The organism is Nostocoides vanveenii, from assembly GCF_039531165.1.
Taxonomy (GTDB): domain Bacteria; phylum Actinomycetota; class Actinomycetes; order Actinomycetales; family Dermatophilaceae; genus Nostocoides_A; species Nostocoides_A vanveenii.
The window spans coordinates 30,842-49,924 of sequence record NZ_BAAAPN010000059.1 but is presented as its reverse complement, the minus strand read 5'-3'; the positions used below and the strand labels follow the sequence as shown (position 1 = coordinate 49,924).

Sequence of the window (19,083 nt, the reverse complement as noted above, 5' to 3'; positions counted from 1 at the left end):
TCGCGCGAGCCTAAGGCGTGCGGAGGGCAACTTACGATGGAGGCATGAGTTCTGCCCAGATGACCCCTCCCGCGAGCCCGCGCAAGCGTGTTCTCCTGGCCGCGCCACGCGGCTATTGCGCCGGTGTCGACAGGGCAGTGGTGACCGTCGAGAAGGCGCTGGAGCTCTACGGGCCGCCCGTCTATGTCCGCAAGGAGATCGTCCACAACAAGCACGTCGTGACCACCCTGGAGAAGCGCGGCGCGATCTTTGTCGACGAGACCCAGCAGGTGCCCGAGGGCGCGACCGTCGTCTTCTCCGCCCACGGCGTCGCTCCCGTGGTGCACGAGGAAGCCCGCTCGCTCGGGCTGAAGACCATCGACGCCACCTGCCCCTTGGTGACCAAGGTGCACCGCGAGGCCGTGCGCTTCGCCACGCACGACTACGACATCCTGCTCATTGGCCACGAGGGGCACGAGGAGGTCGTCGGCACCTCGGGCGAGGCGCCCGAGCACATCACCCTCGTCGAAGGCCCCGACGACGTCGACCACATCACCGTCCGCGACCCCGAGAAGGTCGTCTGGCTCTCGCAGACCACGCTCTCGGTCGACGAGACGATGGAGACGGTTCGCCGCCTGCGCGAGCGCTTCCCGGCGATGCAGGACCCGCCCAGCGACGACATTTGCTACGCCACCCAGAACCGCCAGCTCGCGGTGAAGCAGATGGCCAAGGACTGCGATCTGATGATCGTCGTCGGCTCCCGCAACTCCTCCAACTCGGTTCGCCTCGTCGAGGTCGCCCTCGAGCACGGTGCTCGTGCGGGACATCTCGTCGACTATGCGGACGAGATCGACCCGACCTGGCTCGACGATGTCGAGGTCGTGGGCGTCACCTCGGGTGCGTCGGTGCCCGAAGTTCTCGTCCGGGGGGTCCTGGACTTCCTCGCCGGGCGCGGCTATGACGAGGTCACCCCGGTGATCGCCGCCGAGGAGTCGTTGACTTTCTCCTTGCCCAACGAGATCCGGCGCGACCTCAAGGCACGTGGAATGTCGGACAAGATGCGGCACGACGGCTCGTTCGCCGGCTCATTGCACTGACCGAGGTTCAACTTGCCGCCATTTCGCCCTCCGTCTCGGCCGGTGGATCGACGAGCAGTTCCGGCCGCCGGTCCGTCGCGGTCACCGCGTCGATGAGTTCATAGGCCGTCAACGGCCGCGCCGCCGCCGTCACCGGGCCCATCTGGGGCAGCTCTGAGCCACCGATGCCCAGGTCGTGCAATCGTCGTGCGCTGACCAGCACCCGGGCTTCCAGACCGCCGATCAGGGCGTTGTAGGCCTCGACGCTCCCGGTCAGGCTCCGTCCGAGCTTCGCCGCGTGCCCGCCCAGGGTGGCCAGGCGGGCATACAGCTCGCGCCCGACGACCAGCAGCTCCTCGGCGTTGGTGGCCAGGGCGTCCTGCTGCCACGTGAAGGCCACCGAGCGAAGCACCGCCAGCAAGGCGCCTGGGCCGACCACGACCACGCGCTTGGCCATCGCCCGCTCGTGCAGGCCCGGATCGGCAGCGAGCGCCGACGAGAGCATAGCGTCGGAGGGGACGAAGCAGAGCACGGCCTCCGGCGAGGTCGTGAACGCCGACCAGTAGTCCTTGGCCGCGAGCGTGTCCACATGACCGGTCAACGCCCGGGCGTGGTCGGCAAGGAGGGCCGACCGCTCGGACGCCTCCACGTCCTCGCCCTGCGCCTGCAAGAACGCCGTCATGGGCGCCTTCGCGTCCACAACCAGAACCCGCCCGCCGGGCAGGCGCACGACCACATCCGGGCGCACCGCTCGCCCGTGCTGACTGGTCGCGGCGACCTGCTCCTCGAAATCGCAGCGGGCCAACATCCCGGCATGCTCCAGGACGCGCCGCAGCTGGACCTCACCCCAGGCGCCGCGCACCGAGGAGGCGTTGAGCGAACCGGCGAGCGACGCGGTATGTCGGCCAAGGGCCGAGGTCTCGTCCTCGACGCGCAGCAGGGCCGAACGCACGGCGCTGAACTGGTCGACCCGGTCGCGTTCGAGGACGGCTACCTGTCGCTCCACGCGCGCGATGCTCTCGTGGACCGGGCGCAGGGCGGCCGCGGTCTCGGCGTCCTCGGCCAGTGCCGCTTCGAGGTCACGGACCCGGTCGCGCAGCAGGTCACGCTCCGTCGTGGCTGCCGCGAACCGAGCCGCGCCGCGCAGGTGCACGAGCAGCCCAACTAACGCCGCGGCGAGCACCGCGGGAGCGGTGGTGAGCAGCCAGATCTCCATGAGCCATACCCAATCAGGCAGTACCGACAACCCCATCCACCTGCGTCGATCCGCCCGGGTAGCCTCGCGGTCATGCCCGATCCGAGCGATCCCGCGAGCCGCGCGACCCACCAGCGGCCGGCGGCCGACCTGTCCACGGACCAGGGCCGCACCGACTTCACGGCAATTCTCAACGAGCGCCTTCCCACCAAGCGCGTGATCGCCCAGGGTCTGCTTCGCAACGAGCGCGACGAGGTGCTGCTCTGCCAGTTGACCTACAAGAACGAGTGGGATCTGCCCGGCGGCGTGGTCGACAAATTCGAGTCGCCGGCGACCTGCGTCGAGCGCGAATGCCGCGAGGAACTCGGCGTCGACCTGCCCGTTACGGGTTTGGTGACCACGACCTGGTTGCCGCCCTACCGAGGGTGGGACGACGCCGTCCTCTTCCTGTTCGACCTGGGGCGCGTGGACGCCGATTGGGTCGATCGGCTGACCCTTCAGCCCCGCGAGATCGTTGCCGTCCACTGGACCGATCCCAGCGTCGTCGCCGAGCGCACGGCCCCCTACGCCGCCCGGCTGATTGCCGCCTGCGTGGCCCGCGACACACCGCCTTATCTGGAGAATTCGGCGCCACGCCAAGGCGTTGTCGGACCGGCCCTCTAGGCTCGTCCTCGCTCATCCGAATCGGCCCGAGGACGTGCCACGTGACCCTGATCCATCTGCGCAGCGAGACGACTTCCTTCATTGCGGCGACCGACGGCGATGCTCTCCCCGTCGTCTTGCACTGGGGAGCCCGGCTGCCCGACGCGGTGAGCGCGGAGGAACTGGAGGCCACTCTGCGTGCTCCCGTCCCACACTGTTCGATGGACGAGCCTCTGGCCCGCCGGATTGTGCCCTTGGCTGTGGACCGGTGGCGCCTTCGGGACGGCCTTCGCGGGTCGGCTCCCGACGGCACCCGCTTCGCCCCCTGCTTCCGGACGACGGCGCTCTCCCATGATGACGCGAGCCTGCGCCTAGGTGCCCATGACGCCACGGCCGGCCTCGATCTATCCCTCACCTACACGATGCATCCGGACGGGCTGCTTCAGATCGGCGCTGCGCTGACCAATGTCGGCCCCGGACCGTATGCCGTGGCCGCCCTCGAATCCAGCGTGCCCCTGCCGATGGATGCCGTCGAGGTTCTCGACCTGACCGGCCGCTGGTGCCGGGAGCGCACGCCCCAGCGACTGCCGCTCGGGATGGGCAGCTGGGTCCGCGAGTCGTATGAGGGGCGCCCCAGCCACGACGGGCCCCTCGCCTTATGCGTCGGTGACCCGGGCTTCGGCTTCCGCGCGGGTCGCGTCTGGGCGGTCCACCTCGCCTGGAGCGGCGACTGTGTCTCCTTCGCCGAACGCAGCCCCGGCGGCTTCGCCCAACTCGGCGCGGGGGAAATGTTCGCCCCCGGCGAGATGATCCTGGCGCCCGGCGAGACGTATGACGCGCCCGACCTCCTCGCGGCCTACAGTGCGCGCGGCCTGGACGGAATCAGTGCGGCCTTCCACGGCTTCGTGCGCTCTCGCCCCTCCCACCCGACCACGCCCCGCAAGGTCCTGCTCAACACGTGGGAGGCCGTCTATTTCGATCACCGACTCGATGTGCTCACCGAACTCGCTGACGCTGCGGCCGAGGCCGGCGTCGAACGCTTCGTCCTGGACGACGGCTGGTTCGGCTCGCGGCGCAATGACACCAAAGGCCTGGGAGACTGGGTTGTCTCGCAGGAGGTCTGGCCCGACGGGCTCGGACCGCTCATCGACCATGTGCGGTCTCGGGGAATGGATTTCGGCATCTGGGTCGAGCCCGAGATGGCCAATCCCGACTCCGATCTGTTGCGGGAGCACCCGGCCTGGATGCTGGCCGTCGAGGGCCGCGACCCCTTGCTGGCGCGCCATCAGCAGGTCATCGACCTCGCCAACGAGGAGTGCTTCGCACACATCCTGGGCCGCCTGGACGCGCTGCTCAGCGACAACGCGATCGCCTTCGTCAAGTGGGACGACAACCGCGGGCTGACCGACGCGGCCCACGAGGGCCGAGCGGCCGCGCACGGGCAGACGATCGCGCTCTACCGGCTGTTCGACACGCTGCGCGAGCGTCATCCCGATGTCGAGTTCGAGACCTGCGCCTCCGGCGGGGGACGGGTCGATCTCGGCATCCTCGCGCGCACCGACCGGCTCTGGGCCAGTGACACCATCGACGCCATCGAACGGCAGCAGATCAACCTGTGGACCTCACTCGTGGTGCCGCCCGAGCTGATCGGTCAGCACATCGGTGGACCGCATGCGCACACGACGGGGCGCACCTCACCCTTCCCGCTGCGGGTGGCGAGCGCGGTCTTCGGCCATCTCGGCATCGAGTGGAATCTCGCGACCTTGACACCGGCGCAGATGACCATGGTCAAGACCGCGGTGGAGTGGTACAAAGCGCATCGCGGTTTTCTGCACAGTGGCGACGTGGTGCGGATCGACGACGCGACCCGGCCGGTGGTCGTCCACGGCGTGGTCGCGCGCGACCGGCGGGAGGCGATCTTCTCGTATGCCCAGATCGGCACCAATGTCACCGAGTTCCCGGGCTTGCTCCGTCTGGACGGTCTCGACCCGACGGCGACCTACCGCGTCGAACCGGTCATGCTCGGCGAGTTCCCCGGCACGCAGCAGAAAGCCGGCCCCGCGTGGTGGAGCGCCGGCGGTGCCGACATCAGCGGAGCAGTCCTAATGGATCTGGGGCTTTCGCTCCCAGCGCTGCACCCGGAGCAGGCATTGGTGATCCACCTGGCCGCTAAGTAGACTCCTGACCTCGTGGCTCTCACCATCGGCATCGTCGGACTGCCCAATGTCGGCAAATCGACACTCTTCAACGCCCTGACCAAGAACAACGTCCTCGCGGCGAACTATCCGTTCGCGACGATCGAGCCGAATGTCGGCGTGGTCCCGCTGCCCGACCCGCGGCTGACGCGCCTGGCAGAGATCTTTGGCAGCGAGCGGATCCTGCCCGCCACGGTGTCCTTCGTCGACATCGCCGGCATCGTCAAGGGGGCGTCGGTCGGCGAGGGGCTCGGCAACAAATTCCTCGCGAACATCCGTGAGGCCGACGCGATCTGCCAGGTCGTGCGCGCCTTCGAGGACGACGATGTCGTCCACGTGGACGGCAAGGTCGACCCCGCCGGCGACATCGAGACGATCCACACCGAGTTGATCCTCGCCGATTTGCAGACTCTGGAGAAGGCCGTCCCGCGGCTGGAAAAGGAGTCGAAGATCAAGAAGGATGTCCGGCCGGCATACGACAATGCCGTTGCGGCGCAACGGGTTCTCGAAGAAGGCACGACCTTGTATGCCGGCGGAGCCGCCGCCGGCGTCGACCTCGCCGCCGCATCGTCGCTGGGCCTGTTGACGACGAAGCCGTTCATCTACGTCTTCAACCTCGACGAGGACCAACTCGCTGAGAGCGACCTGCGGGAGAAGCTGCGGGCGCTCGTCGCGCCGGCCGATGCGGTCTTCCTCAACGCCAAGCTCGAGATGGACCTGATGGACATGTCCGACGAGGAGGCGCTGGAGCTGCTCCAAAGCTTCGGCGCCGAGGAGTCCGGCCTCGATCAGCTCGCGCGGGTGGGCTTCCACACGCTCGGCCTGCAGACCTACCTGACGGCCGGTCCCAAGGAGTCGCGGGCCTGGACGATTCGGCAAGGCTGGACCGCGCCCCAAGCCGCGGGCGTCATCCACACCGACTTCCAGAAGGGCTTCATCAAGGCCGAGGTGGTCTCCTTCGCCGACCTCGACGAGCTCGGCTCGATGGCCTCGGTCAAGTCCGCCGGCAAGGCTCGCCTCGAGGGCAAGGATTATGTGATGCAGGACGGCGACGTGGTGGAGTTCCGGCACGGAGGAACGTCTGGTACCGGGGGCAAGAAGTGACGCTCGCCGAGACGAAGCTCCTCGGCCTCTCCTGGAATGTCGGTGGCGGCTGGTCAACTGATCTCGAGCGTGCGCAGTATCGGGGCCGTCCGTCACGAGTGGCATCGCACCTCCTTTCCGAGTCGGGCGAGCTGGAGGGTGAGCCGTGGATGCCTTCCGAGGCCAGGTCCCGAAGCAGGCCCCTGACCCAAATGACACCCTTGGGGTCAAGACCGTTGATCGGTTCATCGAGGACGAAATGGTCCGGGTCACCAAGCAGTGCTGTCGCGATGCCCAGACACTGTTTCATGCCCAGGGAGAACGTGCGGATCCTCCGGCCGGCGGCATAGACCAGGCCGGTCTGCTCGAGAACTTCGTCGACCCGCGCCCCGGAGATCCTGGCGGGTGCCGCGACCGTTCGGAGATAGTCCCGGGCGCGCAGCCCCGGGATTCCGCCTTGGCCATCGAGCAGCACGCCGATGGTCCGGATCGGGTCGGTGAGGTCCCTAGGGCTGCTGCCTCCCACCGTGCACGTGCCGACGTCCGGCCTTTCCAGCCCAGCCATCATGCGCATCGTCGTGGACTTTCCCGCCCCGTTGGGGCCGAGGAAGCCGGTGACACGACGGTCGGCTGCGGTGAAGCTGTTCCATCGACGGCTCGCACCTGGCCGTACGTCTTGGTGATCCCCTCGACCTCGATCATCCTGAGCACTCCTGGGACGTTGTCGTCGTGGGCGCTGCCGCTCCACGGCTTGGGTGGTCATGTGTCATGAATGTGAATCTCCTTCTCAGGTCGTCGGGTGTGCGCACCTGCAGGCCAACGCTGTCGTCACTCGCGGACCGCGGCTCCGTCGCCGACGCGGTTCTGGAGGGTGCTTCGGAACCGGGCCCAGACGACCTGCTGCGCCGGGCTCAGCCCCTCGATCTCGAGCTGCTCCATCGCCGCAGCCATGGTCGATTGCTCGCCAGCGGCAGGGATCGGGCCCGTCGCGTCCATAGCGGCAAGGCCGAAGCTCACCATCTGCCCCACCAGGTGTTCGGCTGTCGCCTCGTCTACATGGGTCTGGTCCTTGAGGTCCTCGAACTGTCCGAACCAAGCCGCCGCGTCCGTTGCGAGTGGCCCATCATGGACAGCGTCGAGCATCGCTGTGGCGGTGTCTGCGTCAATCGCGCCGGCCGCCGTCGCGAGTGTCCAGACGTCGTGATCGAACGACTGGCTGGAGGCGGGGGGACCACCGTTCGGCTGACGCATCCCGGTCCGGGGGCTGGTCCGGCGCAGGTCCGCCAGCATCTTCCGCTGAATGCGGATCCGTTCGGCCTGATCCTCGAGCTGCTTGTCGAGCTCGGTCAGGAGCTGGTCCTGGCCGACCTCGCCCCCTCCCAAGAGGTTTCCGATGTCGCGCAGCGGTACCCCGCTCGCAGACAGTTGGCGTATCCGCAGCACAGTCACGAGATCTCGCGCGCCGTAGCGCCGGTACCCGTTGGTGTCGCGGGGCACCTCGGGGAGCAGTCCGATCTTGTGGTAGTGGCGAAGGGCGCGAGGAGTCGTTCCAGCGAGTTCCGCGAGTTCGGCGCTCCGCAGGACGAGATCAGTCATATGCGGCCCTCGCCTTCGGATCGCTACCTGTCCCATGGTCACCGTGGGGAGTCAGTGCGTTCACGAACGCATCTGGATCGTCGACATAGAGCAGGACTTCCGACGCTTTGAAGCCGGCGATCGCGTCCTTCTTGATCACGGGCGGATCTGCAGGGACCGGCGCGGCAAGTCGAATGCGCACGTTGCTGCTTTGGAATTGGGTGAGCACCAGCTGGCTGCCCTCTGCGAACGGGTGCGCGTGGGTGTGGTTGGCGTGAAGTTCCACGGACAGGATGTTCGAGATCGGCGTGGTGAGGACGTTCTTGTACCCCCATCGCAGGTGCAGCGCACCGGTAGAGACGAAGTGCGGGTGGACTCTGCGTGCAGCGAAGAATCCAAAGATGAACAGCGCGCCCCAAACAGTGAGCACCAGCAGCACGATGCGAAGCCACTGCCAGGGGAGGATGAAGTGCACGACCACGAGCTCGCCGAGACAGAGCGCGAGCATGACGGCAGGCATGGCGAAGGTGCCCCTGGTGTACCCGAACGGTGCCGACCCGGGCGGAACGCGCCTTCGGCGTGCGATGGCCAGGCACAGGCTCCACATCGAGCGGATCTCAGAGAGCGCTGGTCTCAGGATCGGTTCCTCGGCCTTGAGCCGGTCAAGGAAATTGGCGTTGCCCGGCCCTGCGGAGCGTCCGAGGTTCCTGAACCGCACGAAGGTAATGGCGGCGAAGACGAGGATCAGCGGGACCTCGATCAGGAGGAAGAGTCGAAGCGCCATCTCGGGGCGGAGCACGTCCGTGAGGTTCAGGATCAGCAGGGTGACTACCACTGCCACTGTGAGTCCTGTGTGTGCGCGGTGCGCGGCTCGCAGCCACGCAGATTTCCTCGCCATGCCCCTAGCATCAACTATGACCCTGCGTCGTACTCAAGTCCCCCGTTGTGGCGGGTCGACCGGCGCTGACCCCTTGACTACTCGCGACTGTGACGCGTTGCTGAACTCGGGGGATGGGTGCTGTTCCTCCGACTTGGACATGGGCCAGTGGAGCATCGGGGAGGTCGCGGAGTCGCCGCTGGGTCGCCTGAAGATTGAGGGAGTCAGGGGGGTCTCGGATTAACGCCTGGTCGAGTTCCGCTTCAACGTCTGACATTTAGCGAGATTGAACCAACTCTGGTGGAGTGCGCGTGACCTCGACCCCGGCGACCTGCGGCTCGCTGAGGTCGTGACGGTGGGTGACCTCACCTTCTTCGGTGTCACCAGGTCTTGACGGCCGAGCAGCTCTCGTGCCTCGCTGCTCTCAGGAGGCGGCTTCCTGAACAGGTACGCCATACTTCACGTGCATCGATGTCGACGGTTTGAACTTGGTCCTTGCCGTGGACTGTCAGGCCAGGGCTAGGTGCAGACTCGTGGTCTCTCGGCCGCCGTCGACCGTCAGACATAGGTACTACCATGGACGCATGGCGACGGTGACCAAGCGCGATCTCAATCAGCGGACTACCGAGGTCCTAGCGCAGGCAGCGGTGGTCGGCGAGGTGATCGTGACCGAGCGGGGCGAGCCGCGATGGCGGGTGAGCTCCTACCGCGGTCAAGACGATCCTCTTGCCCGAGCCGAGCGACAGGGGCGCTATACGCCACCCTCGAACCGGGTGCCCTGGCCGACGGATGTCGGCGGTCCTCGCTACCGGTCCGAGGACATCGATGAATTGCTCGATCAGATGAGGGGCGAGCACTGAGCAATGGGCATTGTCTATCTCGACTCTTCTGTGGCTCTTCGCACCATCCTCGACGTGCCGGAACGGCAGCGACTGCAGGAGTGGATCGACGAGCCTGGTGCGGATTTCGTTTCATCAAGGCTGCTGCGCACTGAGGTGATCCGCGTGCTACGACGCGACCAAAGACCCACGTCGGACGCGGAGCCGCTACTCAGTCGCGTCGGGCTGTTTGACATCACCCGAGAGACGCACACGGTTGCGGAGTCGATGGAGCGGCATGTGCGGACGCTTGACGCCCTGCATCTTGCTACTGCGCTGTTGATCGGGGATTCAGTGACGGTTGCGACTCATGACGTCACCATGAAAACGGTGGCGGAACACCTAGGGCTCGATACCGTCGATCCCGTGGCGTCGCAGTGATCTGGCCCGGTGCGGGAGCGTGACCGACATCCGCGCCGCCCTCGCCCCGACCGGCACCCTCCGCGCTTCTATCAACCTCGGCAACGCCGTTCTGACTATTGGCTCGTTCGACGCGCCGGGAGGCGTCACCCTGGACCTCGCCCGCGAGTTCGCTCGCCATCTGGACGTGCCGGTCGAGTTCCTCCTCTGGACGCCGCACGCAAGTCGGTGGACGCCGTCCGCGACGGCGTCGCCGATGTGTGCTTCCTCGCCATCGACCCCGGCCGCGCCGACACGATCGCCTTCACGCGGCCATATGTCGTGATCGAGGGCGCGTATGCCGTGCCGTCCGACTCCGCGATCACCACCCTCGCGCACGTCGACCGCCCCGGTGTCCGGATCGGGGTGAAGCTGGGATCCGCCTACGACCTCCACCTCGCGCGCACGATCGCCCACGCCACGCTCGTGCGCGGCGCCGACGGCGTGGTCGCGTACGCCGATGAGGGACTGGAGGTCGCCGCCGGCATACGTCAACCGACCGAGGCGTATGCCGCGGTTCACCCCGGCATGCGCGTTCTGCCCGAGTCCTTCATGCAGATCCACCAAGCCGCCGGCACCGCGGTGGACCGGGATGCCGCAGTCCGGGAATGGCTCGACGCGGTTCTCGGCGACCTGATTGCTGCCGGCTGGGTCGCGGACGCGCTGGCTCGGCACGGGCACGATCAGGCCCTCGCGGTCGCTGCCGGGTGAGCCGATATGCGGGCTCCGAAGATCCGCCGTCGCCGCGTGCTCCCGTCGCGCGGTCCTCCGAGTAAAGGGCGAGTAAGGACTTCGTCAAAGGCACCCCAATTTTTCGCCCGGTCCTGGCCTGCTTGTGGATAACTCGCGTCCTCCGGATGCGCGCTTCGCGAAGCCGCCATATGGTCCGAATCAGTCAGGCTCGTGCGGGCGAGCCGATCTGGACCTGAGGGGGACCGATGGATGCTGTCGCCGTCATCGAAAGTGACGTCCGTGATCTCATCCGACGTTCGGCCCTCGACCCCGTGGTCGATGCCGTCGAGATTCGCCGGGTCGTCCGCGACGCCGTCGCCGACTATGACGATCGCTCGATCTCCGGTGCGCTGCCACGACTGCCCGATCTGGATGCCGCAGCCAAGTCGATCCTCGACGCCGTCGCCGGCTTCGGTCCGCTCCAGCAGTATTTCGACGATCCTGCGGTCGAAGAGATCTGGATCAACGAGCCGCCCTGCGTCGTGAACTGTCTCCTCGATATCGAAGCCCGAACTGCCTTGAGGCACAAGGGTAGTGCCCGCCCGCGCGGGGACGCGGGCTCCGTCGGTCGCGCTGTGGTTGGCCGAGCTCAGGGCAGAGGTGGCCGCGCGGCGCGAGCAGCCCCTCGGCACCCGTTGTCCGATGGAGTGCGCGACCCGCGCAGCATTGTCACCCCACGTGGATAGGGTCGGTGCACGAGTCGAATCCGCTCTCACCTGACCAGGAGTGCCGTGTCCGTTCTGTCCAACTTCGTGTGGAGTGTCGCCGACACCCTGCGCGGTCCGTACTCCGAGGCCGAGTACGGCTCAGTCATCCTGCCGTTCACGGTGCTGCGACGCCTCGAGTGCGTCATGGCCCCGCACCGTGAGGCGATGGCCGAGATCGTGGCGAAGTACGACGGCGAGCAGCAGCGCCGGACACGCCTGAAGATCGCCACCCGGTCCGAGGACAGCGCCGGCCTGGCGTTCTGGACGACGAGTGACTACACGCTCGAGAAGGCGCTGCAGGACCCGGACAACCTCGCGGAGAACCTCATCGACTACGTCGGCGGGTTCTCGGGCAACCTCGACGTCTTCAAGTCCTTCGACTTCGAGAACGTGATCCGCACACTCGATGCGCGCAACAGACTTGCCCAGGTGGTCCGCCACTTCGAGGGCATCGACATGTCGCCGGACAACGTCTCGAACGCCGACATGGGGGATCTGTTCGAGAACCTCATCTACCGCTTCGCGGAGTCCGCCAATGACGGTGCCGGCCAGTTCTACACGCCGCGCGACGTGGTGCGGCTACTCGTCGACCTGGTCTACGCCGACGACACCGAGGCCCTACGCGAGCGTGGCGCTGTGCGTTCCATCTATGACCCCACCGTCGGCACCGGCGGCATGCTCACCGTCGCCGACGAGCACCTGCACGACCTGAACCCCGACGCGTCCACGGCGCTCTTCGGTCAGGAGATCAACCCGCGCACGTACGCCATCTGCAAGGCCGATCTGCTCATCAAGGGTCAGGACCCGTCCAACGTCCGACAGGGCGACACCCTCGTGGTCGACCGGTTCGAGAACCAGCGCTTCGACTACGTCCTGTCGAACCCGCCGTTCGGCACCGACTGGAAGGCTGTGGAGGCCGAGGTCAAGGGCGAGCACGCCCGCGGCGGCCAGGGCAGGTTCGCGCCGGGCCTGCCGGCGGTGGGCGACGCCGCGATGCTGTTCCTGCTTCACGTGGCGTCCAAGATGCGCGACGTCGATGACACCGGCCGCGGAGGTCGCGCTGGCATCGTCCTGAACGGCTCGCCGCTGTTCAACGGCGGCGCAGGCTCCGGCCCCTCGGAGATCCGGGGTCACATGCTCAAGAACGACCTCGTCGAAGCGATCGTCGCGCTGCCGAACGACATGTTCTACAACACCGGCATCGCCACCTACCTGTGGATCCTGACCAACGCCAAGCCCGAGGATCGCAAGGGCCAGATCCGCCTCATCGATGCCACCGAACTGGGCTCGAAGCTGCGCAAGTCGATTGGTTCCAAGCGTGTCGAGATCGCCCAGAAGCAGCGCGAGGCGATCGTGCGTGCCTTCGCCGACCAGTCGGCCGAGGACGACGAGATCCAGGTCCCGGTGAAGGTGTTCTCCAACCGAGACTTCGCGTACTGGACCGTCACGGTCGAGCGTCCGCTGCAGCTGCGCTTCCAGTGCACGAGCGAGACCGTCAGCGCCGTGACAGAGCACAAGACGCTCGGCAAGGTCGACGGGCTGGGTGAAGCCCTCGAGTCGTTCGGTGACGCGGTGTACCTGAACCGGGAGACGTTCAACCGTGACCTCGGCAAGCATCTGGGCGGCTGTGGCGTCACCCTCACCGCGGCCCAGCGCAAGGCCCTGTGGCAAACCATCGGTGTCCACGACGAAACCGCCGACGTGTGCGTTGTCCCGTCCGGCAAGAACAAGGGTGAGCCGGAACCCGACCCGGCACTGCGCGACACCGAGAACGTCCCCTTCGGCTGGGGTGACCACCCGAAGACCCACGAAGCGCTCCAAGGGACCGTTCAGGCCTACTTCGATGCCGAGGTGAAGCCCCACGTCGAGAACGCCTGGGTCGACTGGACCAAGACCAAGACCGGCTACGAGATCCCGTTCACGCGGCACTTCTACACCTACGAGCCGCCGCGGCCGCTTGAGGAGATCGACGCAGACCTGAACCGCGTCGTCGCCGAGATCTTGGAGATGCTGCGGGAGGTGGAGGCGTGACCCAGGCGACCATAAGCGCTGTCTCCCGACGGGTTCACAAGTGGCTCGGAGACATGCCACCGGGGTGGAGGGGTGCTCGTCTGTTCGAGGCTGCAGCTGCTTGGACAAGCAACGTCGACAAGCACACGGTGGAAGGTCAGCCGACCGTGCGACTCTGCAACTACGTCGACGTCTACAAGAACGACGCCATCGACGGGACTCTCGACTTCATGACTGCTACGGCCACACCGGAGCAGATCAAGAGGTTCCGAATCCGAGTCGGAGACACACTCATCACGAAGGACTCGGAGACCGCGGATGACATCGGCGTTCCGGCTTTCGTCAAGTATGAGGCCGACGACCTCATTTGCGGATACCACCTAGCAATTGTTCGGCCCAACCATCTCCAAACACATCCAAAGTTCTTGTACTGGGCCCTCGCATCGGAGCCCGTCGCTCGACAATGGGGGGTTCTCGCGGCGGGCGTGACTCGCGTCGGAATCCGAAGCACGGACCTCAGCAAGGTCACCATTCCGCTCCCACCACTCGACGAGCAGCGCGCCATCGCCGACTACCTGGACCAGGAGACAGCCCAGATCGACGCGCTGGTGGCCAAGCAGGAGTTGTTGCTGAGTCTGCTCGCCGAGCGCAAACGATCAGTGCTTGATCATGTGCTGGCCGAAGTAGATGGCGCTCCTTGCCGTATGAGGTGGCTGTACCGCCCATCGAATGAGGCCAATGGTCCTGACGAAGAGGTGCTCTCGGTTTATCGGGAGCTTGGCGTCATCCCGAAGTCGTCACGATCCGACAACTTCAACAAGACCCCCGAAAACGTCGATCGCTACCTCGTGGTTCGTCCTGGCGACCTAGTCGTGAACAAGATGAAGGCATGGTCGGGCTCGCTGGGGGTGTCTGCTCACCGGGGCATCGTCAGCGCCGACTACGAAGTGCTCCGACCAAGCACCACCGACTTGGACCCTGTATTCGCGCACTACCTGTTGCGATCGCCTCGAATGGTGGTTCAGTACCGGGTTCGCTCTCGAGGTATTCGCCCTTCTCAGTGGCGGTTGTACTGGCCCGACCTTGCCGACATCGAGGTAGCTATCCCACCCATGGATGAACAGGTCCGCGCTGCGAGGCAAATCAAGACAGAAACCGAAGCGATCGACGCCCTCATCGCCAAGGCAGAGGAGCACATCGCCCTTGCCAAGGAACGTCGCTCGGCGTTGATCACCGCGGCGGTGACCGGGCAGATCGATGTAGGCACGGCATCACGGAAGGCGAGCTGAACACGATGGCGGCACCTGACGGGACCCAGGAGGCAGCGTTCGAGGCCGAGATCGCGGAGTACCTCGCAGCGCACGGCTGGGAGTACAGCCCAACGGATGCCGGCTACGACGCGCGGCGTGCGCTGTGGCCCGAGGATGTGCACTGGTGGCTCTCGGAGACCCAGCCGGAGGAGTACGCCAAGGTCGTCCGGGTCGGTACCCCCAGCGAGCCGGCCGATCGCGAGGCGCTGCTCAACGCGCTCGTGACCAAGCTCGATACGCCCATGTCCTCCGGCGGCGGCACGTTGAACGTGCTCCGTCGGAAGTTCTCCCACACGCGCGGCGCGACCGCGCACCTGCGGATGTGCCAGTTCCGCCCCGCCACGACGCTGAACCCCCAGGTGACCGAGAACTACCGCAAGGTGCGTCTGCGGGTCGCCCGACAGGTGTACTTCTCGCCGAAGCGCGGTGACAGCCGTTCGATCGACTTGGTGTTCTTCGTCAACGGACTGCCGGTGGCCACCGCGGAGCTGAAGTCCTCCTTCAAGCAGGAGTGGCGCACGGCGGTCACGCAGTACCGCAAGGACCGCGACCCGGCAGGTCAGCCGCTGCTCGGCTTCGGCACCCGAGCCCTGGTGCACTTCGCACTCGATGACAACCAGGTCCACATGACCACGAGGCTGGCGGGGGAGAAGACGTACTTCCTGCCCTTCAACCGCGGCCACGCGGACACCGGCGCGGCGGGCAACCCGGCCAACCCCACCGGTGCAGCCACCTCGTACTTGTGGGAAGAGGTCCTGCAGCGCGACAACTGGCTGGCGATCCTCGGTTCCCAGATGTTCCTCAAGTCAGAGACCACAGAGGACCCGGCCACGGGCAAGATCAAGCGCTCCACCGCGTTGATGTTCCCGCGCTACCACCAGTGGCGAGCGGTGGAGAAGACCGTGCGTGCGATCACCGATGAGGGCCCGGGGAAGCGCTACCTCATCGAGCACTCGGCCGGCTCCGGCAAGACGAACACGATCGCGTGGACGGCGCACCGGCTCGCGCGCCTGCACGATGCCTCCAACACCAAGGTGTTCGACAAGGTCTTGATCGTCTCGGACCGCCGTGTCCTGGACGCACAGCTGCAGCAGGCTGTCGAGCAGGTCGACGACACCGTCGGCACCGTGGCGGTCATCGACTCGACCGCCATCCGTCGCTCCGGCGGCTCCAAGTCGCGCGCGCTGCTCGATGCCCTGACAGGCTCTGCGCTGATCATCGTCGTCACCATCCAGACGTTCCCCTACGTCAAGGGGCTGCTGGAGTCCACGCTGGGTGACAAGAACTTCGCGGTCATCGTGGACGAGGCCCACACCTCCCAGTCCGGCAAGACGGCCACGGATCTGAAGAAGGTCCTCACCGACGGTGGGGAAGTCACCACCGAGGAGGATGTCGACTCCCAGGACGTCGTCAACGAGCTCATCGAGGCCGATCTCGCCCTGGAACGGAAGATCGCTGCCCAGACGGCGGCGCGTGCCGGCGCGGCGAACGTGTCGATGCTGGCGTTCACGGCCACGCCCAAGGCGAAGACGAAGTCGCTGTTCGGCCGACCTGGCGATGACGGCAAGCCGGTCTCGTTCGACGTCTACCCGATGCGGCAGGCCATCGAGGAGGGCTTCATCCTCGACGTGCTGCGCGGCTACCAGACGTACAAGACCGCGTTCGAGATCGAGCAGCGCGGCGAGCAGGGCATCCTCACGACCATGACCGACGACGAAGCCACCGAGGATCGGCTCGTGGACCCGAAGGTCGCCACGCGCAAGATCATGCGGTTCGCCAACCTGCACCCGTCCAACATCGGGCAGAAGGTCGAGATCATCGTCGAGCACTTCCGCACCTCAGTCGCGCATCTGCTGGACGGGCACGCCAAGGCCATGGTCGTCACCGACTCCCGCCAAGCCGCCGTGCGCTACAAGATCGAGACGGACAAGTACCTCGCTAAGAAGGGCTACGGCTACCAGACCATCGTGGCGTTCTCGGACAAGATCAGCGACGAGGAGTTCGGACTGGTCGACGCGACCGAGGCGAGCATGAACCCCGGCCTCGGCTCGGACCTCGCCAAGGAGTTCCGCCGGCCCGACTACCGGCTGATGATCGTCGCTGACAAGTTCCAGACCGGCTTCGACCAGCCGCTGCTGTGCGCGATGTACGTGGACAAGAAGCTGCCGGACGTGCATGCGGTCCAGACCCTGTCCCGGCTCAACCGCACCTACCGGGCACCGTCGGGCGAGGTGAAGGACCGCACCTTCGTGCTGGACTTCGTCAACGACCCGACGGAGATCCAGGATGCGTTCCTCACCTACTACCTCGAGGCGCACGTCGAGACCGAGACGGATCCGAACCTCGTCCACCGTCTCGCAGCGAAACTGGCCGAGACGAGGATCTACACGCCGAACGACGTCGAGCGGTACGCGCAGGCGTGGTGGGCACCGGTGCAGTCGCACGCGGCGCTGAACGCAGCGGTCACCCCTGCGCGGGATGAGTACATCGCGCGTAAGGCCGAGGCAGAGAACAGCGGAGACCAGCAGGCCCTCGACGAGCTACACACCTTCCGCAAGGACTGCGGCTCCTACGTCCGCTTGTACGACTTCATGTCCCAGGTCATCGACTACGGCACGTCCGACCTGGAGAAGCTCGCGGAGTTCCTGCGCCAGCTGGTGCACCTGCTGCCCGGCGATGGGCAGGAGATCGACGCGGACGTGTCGGGTCTCGAGCTGCGCCGGGTGCGCCAGATCGATCATGGCAAGGCCGACATCGGCCTGGCCGGTGACCAAGAGACCCCAGCAGTACGAGGCATCACCGGCATCGGTACACACGCCCCCAGCAAGGACCCTCAGCAAGAGCTGCTCTCCGAGGTGGTCTCCCGCATCAACGCGCTGTTCGGCTCCGAGTTCGCCGACCCGCAGATCGAGGGCTTCGTCATCGCGGCGGCGGGCATGGCTGAGGAGGATGGTCGCATCGCCGACCAGATCGACCACAACGCCGAGGACCAGTTCCTCACGTCGCCGGACCTGCGCGAGACCCTCACCGACGCGGCCGTGCTCAACGAGGGCGCGTTCGGGAAACTCACGGACGCGCTCACGGGCGAGAACGAGCGGGCCGACGAGTTCATCCGACTTATCGGCCAGTACCTGTATCAGTCACGGAGACAACGGATGGCAGACGATCCCGTGTAGGTCGACCTCGAGTGGAGTTTGATGCCGTGGCGGTGCGTGGAGCGCCACGGCGTCCCTCACCCGAAGGGGTCGCCGACGAGCAGGCAGACCACGAACAGCAGCAGCGCCAGCAATACCCACGCCGGGATCCTGCCTCGGTCGCTGTCCCCACCCATGCCGGGCACGCTACGGCCGTTCGCTCGTCCTTGCAGCGCGAGAAGTCCAGAGTTCAGTCGCGGGGTTCGGGTTCAGGTGCGGCGGTTGGGTCGTCAAGCGGCGTATGCGGGTGCTCCACCGGTGTTGCGGGTCTGGCGTTCGCGAGGCGCACGACCCACTCGTCGGATGTACGACCGTCTGCCCTGTCTAGAGCCATGAGCAGTCGAGCATTGTCGACCTGGTCGGGCGTCACCTTGATTGTCATGAGTGCTCACCTCCTCGTCATGCCCATCATCGCTCCGGTCGATGCGGAGCGGAACCTGCGAATCCGAGACCTGACGGCTTGGGTCGGATCGGTTTGAGTGGCCTCGGGCTAGGGACAGGAACCCTGCGTCCACGGGCAGACGTCGGGGCGGAAGTCAGGTGCCGTCAGGGCGCGCTTTGCCCAAGCCGTTGTGGTGGCTTCCCAACCGATCGACAGCCACCTGGCAAGAACAAGTACGGATACGTGCGTTGCTCCAGCCGCCTTGAGTCCCATCGCCGCAGAAGTTGCGTGGCCCCCGCCGGTCCAGGTGTCGTCGATGAGCAGGATGTGGCGTCCGCGGGCGGAATCGGCGCGAACGGTGAAGTGACTCGCGTTGATGGCTCTGGGATTCTGCACGTGACCCTTGGCTTCCAGCACCACTTCGTGGCCGCCTTGCCGTGCCAGCTGCCGCACCATCTCGTTGAGGGGGTGCGTCTGAGGCTGCGGCGTCGCGGGGAGCGAGGGCACGGTGGCCCACGCCGTCGGGGGCTGTCCGAGGAGTTTGCCTGGGCAGTCGCGGTGGCACAGGAGACCCAAGGCAGCCATCAGCCTGACGGTCTGCCAGTGGCTACCGCGAGGGATCGCAGGGTTCTTGTACCCGCGCATCACGTGCCCGGACTGGGCGATCGGGTCGAGGTACCCCGCATACGTCACCACCCCGAGCAGGTCGATGCCGTCCTCGAGCATGGCGGCACCGCGGCAGCCGGGACATGTCGGCCCAGGGAGTGTTGGGGTGAAGCATCGTGTGCAGGTGCCCGGGCCGCCGGGATTGCGAAGGAATCCTCCTGCAGTTTCGACGAGCGCGGACCC

General features: G+C 66.4%; 16 protein-coding genes. 11 read left to right on the top strand and 5 right to left on the bottom strand.

The features are described from left to right. Positions 1-44: 44 nt before the first annotated feature. A complete protein-coding gene (locus tag ABD209_RS14960; protein ID WP_324386445.1) occupies positions 45-1,076 on the top strand; it encodes a 4-hydroxy-3-methylbut-2-enyl diphosphate reductase in 1,032 nt (343 codons plus the stop codon). A 7-nt stretch (positions 1,077-1,083) separates the two neighbouring features. Here the strand turns inward: ABD209_RS14960 and ABD209_RS14955 are convergent, their stop codons facing one another. After that, the gene (locus tag ABD209_RS14955; RefSeq protein ID WP_344067625.1) at positions 1,084-2,271 is read right to left on the bottom strand and encodes a DNA recombination protein RmuC; all 1,188 of its coding nucleotides are present in this window, start codon (positions 2,269-2,271) and stop codon (positions 1,084-1,086) included. A gap of 72 nt (positions 2,272-2,343) precedes the next feature. Here ABD209_RS14955 and ABD209_RS14950 point away from each other — a divergent pair, with 72 nt between their 5' ends. Genes ABD209_RS14950 through ychF form a run of 3 tightly spaced genes read left to right on the top strand, consistent with a single transcriptional unit; the run spans position 2,344 to position 6,191 of the window. After that, positions 2,344-2,913, top strand: a complete 570-nt coding sequence (locus ABD209_RS14950; protein WP_344067623.1) for an NUDIX domain-containing protein — start codon at positions 2,344-2,346, stop codon at positions 2,911-2,913. 41 nt (positions 2,914-2,954) lie between these two features. Continuing rightward, positions 2,955-5,069 carry an alpha-galactosidase gene (locus ABD209_RS14945; RefSeq protein ID WP_344067621.1) on the top strand — a complete coding sequence of 705 codons (2,115 nt, stop codon included), beginning with the start codon at positions 2,955-2,957 and terminating at the stop codon, positions 5,067-5,069. A 12-nt stretch (positions 5,070-5,081) separates the two neighbouring features. Next, positions 5,082-6,191, top strand: coding sequence for a redox-regulated ATPase YchF (ychF, locus tag ABD209_RS14940; protein ID WP_344067619.1), 1,110 nt, complete (start codon positions 5,082-5,084; stop codon positions 6,189-6,191). Here ychF and ABD209_RS19870 read toward each other — a convergent pair. The 3 genes from ABD209_RS19870 to ABD209_RS14930 all read right to left on the bottom strand — a co-directional run bounded on the left by ABD209_RS19870 (position 6,082) and on the right by ABD209_RS14930 (position 8,580). Beyond that, on the bottom strand, positions 6,082-6,933 hold the full coding sequence (locus ABD209_RS19870; RefSeq protein WP_425564693.1) for an ATP-binding cassette domain-containing protein: 852 nt from the start codon (positions 6,931-6,933) through the stop codon (positions 6,082-6,084). The two genes, ychF and ABD209_RS19870, sit on opposite strands and share 110 nt — an antisense overlap. A gap of 65 nt (positions 6,934-6,998) precedes the next feature. Beyond that, entirely contained in the window at positions 6,999-7,766 is a 768-nt protein-coding gene (locus ABD209_RS14935) for a helix-turn-helix domain-containing protein (RefSeq protein ID WP_344067617.1), read from the bottom strand. Next, positions 7,759-8,580 carry a hypothetical protein gene (locus ABD209_RS14930; RefSeq protein WP_344067615.1) on the bottom strand — a complete coding sequence of 274 codons (822 nt, stop codon included), beginning with the start codon at positions 8,578-8,580 and terminating at the stop codon, positions 7,759-7,761. Before ABD209_RS14930 ends, ABD209_RS14935 begins: the two co-directional genes overlap by 8 nt. 626 nt (positions 8,581-9,206) lie before the next feature. Between ABD209_RS14930 and ABD209_RS14925 the strand changes: the two genes are divergently transcribed. From ABD209_RS14925 to ABD209_RS14895, 7 genes are all read left to right on the top strand, one after another. Continuing rightward, positions 9,207-9,482, top strand: coding sequence for a type II toxin-antitoxin system Phd/YefM family antitoxin (locus ABD209_RS14925; RefSeq protein WP_344067612.1), 276 nt, complete (start codon positions 9,207-9,209; stop codon positions 9,480-9,482). A gap of 3 nt (positions 9,483-9,485) precedes the next feature. Beyond that, positions 9,486-9,881 carry a type II toxin-antitoxin system VapC family toxin gene (locus tag ABD209_RS14920; RefSeq protein ID WP_344067609.1) on the top strand — a complete coding sequence of 132 codons (396 nt, stop codon included), beginning with the start codon at positions 9,486-9,488 and terminating at the stop codon, positions 9,879-9,881. 207 nt (positions 9,882-10,088) lie between these two features. Further along, positions 10,089-10,610, top strand: coding sequence for a type 2 periplasmic-binding domain-containing protein (locus tag ABD209_RS14915; protein WP_344067607.1), 522 nt, complete (start codon positions 10,089-10,091; stop codon positions 10,608-10,610). A 227-nt stretch (positions 10,611-10,837) separates the two neighbouring features. Beyond that, positions 10,838-11,317 carry a hypothetical protein gene (locus tag ABD209_RS14910; RefSeq protein WP_344067605.1) on the top strand — a complete coding sequence of 160 codons (480 nt, stop codon included), beginning with the start codon at positions 10,838-10,840 and terminating at the stop codon, positions 11,315-11,317. A gap of 45 nt (positions 11,318-11,362) precedes the next feature. Then, on the top strand, positions 11,363-13,369 hold the full coding sequence (locus ABD209_RS14905; protein WP_344067603.1) for a type I restriction-modification system subunit M: 2,007 nt from the start codon (positions 11,363-11,365) through the stop codon (positions 13,367-13,369). Then, entirely contained in the window at positions 13,366-14,637 is a 1,272-nt protein-coding gene (locus ABD209_RS14900) for a restriction endonuclease subunit S (protein WP_344067602.1), read from the top strand. Before ABD209_RS14905 ends, ABD209_RS14900 begins: the two co-directional genes overlap by 4 nt. 5 nt (positions 14,638-14,642) lie before the next feature. Next, complete coding sequence (locus ABD209_RS14895) at positions 14,643-17,834, top strand: type I restriction endonuclease subunit R (protein WP_344067601.1); 3,192 nt, start codon at positions 14,643-14,645, stop codon at positions 17,832-17,834. Between the two features lie 508 nt (positions 17,835-18,342). Here ABD209_RS14895 and ABD209_RS14890 read toward each other — a convergent pair. Then, positions 18,343-18,960 (bottom strand): hypothetical protein, encoded by a 618-nt coding sequence (locus ABD209_RS14890; protein ID WP_344067600.1) that lies wholly within the window; start codon positions 18,958-18,960, stop codon positions 18,343-18,345. Positions 18,961-19,083: the final 123 nt, after the last annotated feature.

Excerpts from the sequence above, each read along its gene's own strand:
- ABD209_RS19870 (WP_425564693.1), bottom strand. The coding sequence starts at position 6,933 with ATGACCACCCAAGCCGTGGAGCGGCAGCGCCCACGACGACAACGTCCC.
- ABD209_RS14950 (WP_344067623.1), top strand. The coding sequence starts at position 2,344 with ATGCCCGATCCGAGCGATCCCGCGAGCCGCGCGACCCACCAGCGGCCG.
- ABD209_RS14890 (WP_344067600.1), bottom strand. The coding sequence starts at position 18,960 with ATGCTCGAGGACGGCATCGACCTGCTCGGGGTGGTGACGTATGCGGGG.
- ABD209_RS14955 (WP_344067625.1), bottom strand. The coding sequence starts at position 2,271 with ATGGAGATCTGGCTGCTCACCACCGCTCCCGCGGTGCTCGCCGCGGCG.
- ABD209_RS14925 (WP_344067612.1), top strand. The coding sequence starts at position 9,207 with ATGGCGACGGTGACCAAGCGCGATCTCAATCAGCGGACTACCGAGGTC.
- ABD209_RS14895 (WP_344067601.1), top strand. The coding sequence starts at position 14,643 with ATGGCGGCACCTGACGGGACCCAGGAGGCAGCGTTCGAGGCCGAGATC.
- ABD209_RS14910 (WP_344067605.1), top strand. The coding sequence starts at position 10,838 with ATGGATGCTGTCGCCGTCATCGAAAGTGACGTCCGTGATCTCATCCGA.
- ABD209_RS14920 (WP_344067609.1), top strand. The coding sequence starts at position 9,486 with ATGGGCATTGTCTATCTCGACTCTTCTGTGGCTCTTCGCACCATCCTC.
- ABD209_RS14935 (WP_344067617.1), bottom strand. The coding sequence starts at position 7,766 with ATGACTGATCTCGTCCTGCGGAGCGCCGAACTCGCGGAACTCGCTGGA.
- ABD209_RS14960 (WP_324386445.1), top strand. The coding sequence starts at position 45 with ATGAGTTCTGCCCAGATGACCCCTCCCGCGAGCCCGCGCAAGCGTGTT.